This window comes from Sphingopyxis witflariensis (assembly GCF_002205635.1).
Taxonomy (GTDB): Bacteria; Pseudomonadota; Alphaproteobacteria; order Sphingomonadales; family Sphingomonadaceae; genus Sphingopyxis; species Sphingopyxis witflariensis.
In genome coordinates this window covers 1-5,232 of record NZ_NISJ01000026.1, presented here as the reverse complement: position 1 = coordinate 5,232, position 5,232 = coordinate 1, and the positions used below count along the sequence as shown (strand labels likewise).

The following is a 5,232-nucleotide window of genomic DNA, read 5'->3' as shown; positions in this document are numbered from 1 at the left end:
GCCGGGCGCTTCTGCCCGGCCCAGAAAACGGGGTCCCATGGCCGCAGAATCGATCCGGATCGAAGCACGCCATCGCAGTGCGCGCATGTTGCGTACCGCAATGGGCGGGGCGATTGCCGAATGGCTTGCCGATCCACAAGTCATCGAGATCATGCTCAATCCCGACGGCCGGCTCTGGGTCGATCGGCTGGAGCAGGGGGTCACCGAAAGCGGCGAGATATTGAGCGCCGCCGATGGCGAGCGCATCATCCGGCTCGTTGCGCACCATGTCGGTGCCGAGGTTCATGGTGCTGCGCCGCGCGTCTCCGCGGAGCTGCCCGATGGCGGCGAACGTTTCGAAGGCCTGCTTCCTCCCATTGTGTCGGCACCGACCTTCGCGATCCGCAAGCCCGCCGTCGCGGTGTTCACACTGGACGATTATATCGCTGCGGACATCATGTCGGCGGCGCAGGCCGCGATCCTTCGCGCCGCTGTCGCCGACCGGCTGAATATTCTCGTCGCGGGCGGGACCGGAACCGGCAAGACCACGCTCGCCAATGCACTGCTCGCGGAAATTGCCGGGAGCAGCGATCGCATCGTGTTGATCGAAGACACGCGCGAACTCCAATGCGCAGCCCCCAATCTCGTCGCGATGCGCACCAAGGAGGGGGTGGTTTCGCTCTCCGAGCTTGTCCGTTCGTCGTTGCGGCTTCGCCCCGACCGTATCCCGATCGGCGAGGTGCGAGGGCCCGAAGCGCTCGATCTTCTCAAGGCCTGGGGCACCGGGCATCCGGGCGGCATCGGCACCATCCACGCCGGAAGTGCGCTCGGGGCGCTTCGCCGCATGGAGCAATTGATCCAGGAGGCGGTGGTCACCGTCCCGCGCGCGCTGCTCGCCGAGACGATCGATCTCATTGTCATCCTCGTTCGCGACGGCACGGGCCGCCGGCTGTCCGAACTCGCGCGCATCGACGGGCTCGATCCCGCGACCGGCGAATATCGTCTCATTCCCTCTGTTCCCGCAGGAGACCCGTCATGAAATTCATGCCTCCCAGCCGTGCCCTATGGAGCGCCGCGGCGCTCACCATGGCCTTCGCTCTCGCGGCACCCGCCCATGCCGGCGGCTCGTCAATGCCCTGGGAGGCACCACTCCAGTCGATCCTCGAAAGCATTGAAGGCCCGGTCGCCAAGATCGTCGCGGTGATCATCATCATCGTGACCGGGCTCAGCCTGGCCTTCGGCGATACGTCGGGCGGGTTCCGCCGGCTCGTCCAGATCGTCTTCGGCCTGTCGATCGCCTTCGCCGCCTCGAGCTTCTTCCTCTCCTTCTTTTCCTTCGGCGGCGGAGCGCTCGTCTGATGGGCCGGGAAGGGGAGGTGCCGGGCTTTTTCGCGCCGGTGCACCGCGCCCTCGCCGAACCGATCCTGCTCGGCGGCGCACCGCGCAGCCTCGCGATCGTCAACGGTACGCTCGCCGGCGCGATCGGCCTGGGCCTCCGGCTCTGGCTTGCCGGCCTCGCGATCTGGGCGATCGGCCACGCCCTCTCGGTCTGGGCCGCGCGCCGCGATCCGCAGTTCGTCGACGTCGCCCGCCGCCACCTCAAATATTCTGTCTGGATGCGCCCATGATGAACCTCTTTGAATATCGCTCCAAATCCGCGTCGCTCGCCGATTACCTGCCTTGGGCCGCGCTCGTGTCCGAGGGCGTAGTGCTGAACAAGGACGGGTCGTTCCAGCGTAGCGCGCGTTTCCGCGGCCCCGACCTCGACAGCGCGACGCCCGCCGAATTGGTTGCGGTGACCGCGCGGCTGAACAATGCGCTGCGGCGTCTGGGTTCGGGATGGGCGGTGTTCGTCGAGGCGCAGCGCGTACCCGCACATTCCTATCCCGTGTCGGATTTTCCCGATGCGGTGTCCGAGCTGGTCGATGTTGAGCGCCGCGAGCAGTTCCGCGAGGAAGGCGCGCATTTCGAGAGCTTATATTATCTGACCTTGCTGTGGATGCCCCCCGCCGAGGAGGCCGCGCGCGCCGAGGCCTGGCTCTATGAAGGCCGCTCAAAGACCGGCGTCGATCCGAAAGAATTGCTGAAAAGCTTTATCGACCGGACGGGACGCATGCTCCATCTCGTCGAGGGCTTCATGCCCGAGGCCGAGTGGCTGGATGACGGCGACACGCTGTCCTATCTCCACAGCTGCATCTCGACCAAGGTCCAGCGCGTCCGGGTTCCGGAGACGCCGGCCTATCTCGACGCGCTGCTCGCCGACGAACCGCTCGTGGGCGGGCTTGAACCGCGCCTCGGCGACCATCATCTGCGCACCCTCACCATCACCGGTTTTCCGAGCGTCACCTTTCCCGGCCTCCTCGACGAACTCAACCGCCAGGCCTTCGCCTATCGCTGGTCGTCCCGAGCGATCATGCTCGACAAGACCGATGCCACCAGGCTGCTGACCAGGATCCGGCGCCAGTGGTTCGCCAAGCGCAAGTCGATCGCGGCGATCCTCAAGGAAGTGATGACCAACGAGGCATCGGTGCTGCTGGACACCGACGCATCGAACAAGGCCGCCGACGCCGATATGGCGCTCCAGGAACTGGGCGCCGACGAAGCGGGAATCGCCTATGTGACGGCGACCATCACCGTATGGGACCGCGATCCGGCCCTCGCGGCCGAGAAGCTGCGGCTCGTCGAGAAGATCGTTCAGAGTCGCGATTTCACCTGCACGGTCGAAGGCGTGAATGCCCTCGAGGCCTGGTTCGGGAGCCTCCCCGGCCATGTTTATGCCAATGTCCGCCAGCCCCCGGTCTCCACGCTCAATCTCGCCCACCTCATACCCTTATCAGCGGTGTGGGCGGGGGCGGAACGGGACGAGCATTTCGGTGATAGCCCCCTGCTTTACGGCAGGACCGAAGGCTCGACCCCGTTCCGCCTAACTCTTCATGTCGGCGATGTCGGCCATTGCCTCATCGTCGGCCCGACGGGGGCCGGCAAGTCGGTGCTGCTGGCGCTCATGGCGCTCCAGTTCCGGCGCTATGAAGGCAGCCAGATTTTCGCCTTCGACTATGGCGGGTCGATCCGCGCCGCGACGATCGCGATGGGCGGCGACTGGCAGGATCTTGGCGGCGCGCTTCATGACGAAGCGAGCGGCAATGCCGTCGCCTTGCAGCCGCTTGCGCGCATCGACGAAGCCGGCGAGCGGGCCTGGGCCGCCGAATGGCTCGCCGCGCTCCTCACCGGCGAAGGTGTGACGATCGATCCGGCGGCGAAGGACCATCTCTGGTCGGCGCTGACGTCTCTCGCGACCGCACCGGTGGCCGAGCGCACGCTCACCGGTCTTGCCGTCCTGCTGCAATCGCAGGACCTCAAACAGGCGTTGGCGCCCTATCTCGTCGGCGGACCCTGGGGACGCATCCTCGACGCCGAAGCCGAACATCTCGGGCACGCCCGGGTGCAGGTGCTCGAGACCGAAGGCCTTGTCGGTGCGGCCGCGGCGCCCGCCGTGCTCGCCTATCTCTTCCACCGCATCGGCCAGCGGCTCGACGGGTCTCCGACCCTCATCATCATCGATGAGGGCTGGCTCATTCTCGACAGCCCGGCCTTTGCGGCGCAGCTGCGTGAATGGCTGAAGACGCTCCGCAAGAAGAATGCGAGCGTGATCTTCGCGACCCAGAGCCTTGCCGATATCGAAGGCTCCAGCATCGCACCGGCGATCATCGAAAGTTGCCCGACACGGATATTCCTGCCGAACGAGCGCGCCGCCGAGCCGCAGATCGCGCGAGTCTATGAACGCTTCGGCCTCAATGATCGCCAGATCGAGATATTGAGCCGGGCCACGCCGAAGCGCGATTATTATTGCCAGTCGCGGCGCGGCAACCGGCTGTTCGAGCTCGGCCTCGGCGAGATCGCGCTCGCCTTCACAGCGGCCTCCTCGAAGACCGACCAGATCAAGATCGGTGAGCTTGTCGAAGCGTACGGCGACGCCGACTTCGCCGAATTCTGGCTCCGCCACCGCGGCCTCACCTGGGCCGCTGATCTTCTCGCGAACCACGAAATTCCCGACCAGCTGAAGGAGTGATGTGATGAATAATTGGAAGAGCCATGTTCTGCTTGCGGCGCTGATTTCCGGATCGGCCCTGGCGATGGGCGGGGCAACCGTCCCGGCGGCGGCGCAGATCGGCGGCATCGTTCATGATCCGCGCAACTATGCCCAGAATATCCTGACCGCGGCGCGGACGCTCGAGCAGATTAACAACCAGATCGCCATGCTGCAGAATCAGGCGACGTCGCTCATGAATGAGGCGCGCAATCTTCAGGCGCTGCCGGTCTCGATGCTGCAGGACCTGCAAGGGCAGGTCGACCGGACCCGCCAGCTGCTCGGCGAGGCGCAGCGCGTGGCCTTCGACGTCGGTGAGATCCAGCAGGCGTTCGACAGCCGCTACAAGGGCGGTGCGATCGCCGCGCCGCACGCCGCGATGGTCGCCAATGCCGAGGCGCGCTGGAACGACAGCGTCGGCGCCTTTCAGGACGCGATGAAGGTCCAGGCCGGCATCGTCACCAATATGGGCGCGACCCGGCAGCAGGTCGGCATCCTCGTCGGCGCCAGCCAGTCGTCGACGGGCGCGTTGCAGGCCGCGCAGGCCGGCAACCAGCTGCTCGCGCTGCAGACGCAGCAGCTCACCGATCTGGCCGCCGTGATGGCGGCGCAGGGCCGCGCGCAAATGCTCGAGGCGGCGCGGCGGGCTGCGGCCGAAGCCGAAGGCCGCGAGCGCTTTCGCCGCTTCCGGAAAGCCGACTGAAATGGACCGGGCGGGCAAGATCACGGGGATCGCCATTCTCGGCGGCCTCGCCCTGACGCTGGCGCTGATCGCCGCGGTCGGCCCGCCCGAACCCGGAGCGTCCGCTCCTGCGATCGCGCGGGAGGAGGTACTTCCCGCACCACCGCCGATCCTTCGCCGGTGTCGCACGATCACCCAAACCGATCCGGACTGCGAAGCGGCGTGGGAGGCGAAGCGGCAACATTTCTTCGGCAAGAAAGGGGACGCGCGATGAATGATACCGGCGTGATCGACCAATTTCTGTCGGTCTTCTCGACCTATATCGACAGCGGTTTCGGGCTGCTCGGCGGCGAGGTAGGCTTCCTGTCATCGACGCTCATCGTCATCGATGTGACGATCGCCGCGCTCTTCTGGGCCTGGGGCGCCGACGAGGATGTGCTGCAGCGGCTTGTCAAGAAGACGCTCTACATTGGCGTCTTTGCCT

At 66.1% G+C, this 5,232-nt stretch carries 7 protein-coding genes; all 7 read left to right on the top strand.

Going from position 1 to position 5,232, the window contains the following annotated elements; translation table 11 throughout:
* Positions 1-37: 37 nt before the first annotated feature.
* Complete coding sequence (gene trbB / locus CDQ91_RS20750; protein ID WP_088474597.1) at positions 38-1,018, top strand: P-type conjugative transfer ATPase TrbB; 981 nt, start codon at positions 38-40, stop codon at positions 1,016-1,018.
* A 5-nt stretch (positions 1,019-1,023) separates the two neighbouring features.
* Positions 1,024-1,338 carry a TrbC/VirB2 family type IV secretion system protein gene (locus CDQ91_RS20745; protein WP_174688536.1) on the top strand — a complete coding sequence of 105 codons (315 nt, stop codon included), beginning with the start codon at positions 1,024-1,026 and terminating at the stop codon, positions 1,336-1,338.
* Complete coding sequence (locus CDQ91_RS20740) at positions 1,338-1,607, top strand: VirB3 family type IV secretion system protein (RefSeq protein WP_088474595.1); 270 nt, start codon at positions 1,338-1,340, stop codon at positions 1,605-1,607. The genes CDQ91_RS20745 and CDQ91_RS20740 overlap by 1 nt, the downstream gene beginning before the upstream one ends.
* A complete protein-coding gene (trbE, locus tag CDQ91_RS20735; RefSeq protein WP_088474594.1) occupies positions 1,604-4,048 on the top strand; it encodes a conjugal transfer protein TrbE in 2,445 nt (814 codons plus the stop codon). Before CDQ91_RS20740 ends, trbE begins: the two co-directional genes overlap by 4 nt.
* A gap of 4 nt (positions 4,049-4,052) precedes the next feature.
* Positions 4,053-4,769 (top strand): P-type conjugative transfer protein TrbJ, encoded by a 717-nt coding sequence (trbJ, locus tag CDQ91_RS20730; RefSeq protein WP_088474593.1) that lies wholly within the window; start codon positions 4,053-4,055, stop codon positions 4,767-4,769.
* A gap of 1 nt (position 4,770) precedes the next feature.
* A complete protein-coding gene (trbK-alt, locus tag CDQ91_RS20725) occupies positions 4,771-5,022 on the top strand; it encodes a putative entry exclusion protein TrbK-alt (RefSeq protein WP_088474592.1) in 252 nt (83 codons plus the stop codon).
* A partial coding sequence (locus tag CDQ91_RS20720; RefSeq protein ID WP_174688535.1) for a type IV secretion system protein occupies positions 5,019-5,232 on the top strand: 214 nt, incomplete at its 3' end. The genes trbK-alt and CDQ91_RS20720, both read left to right, overlap by 4 nt.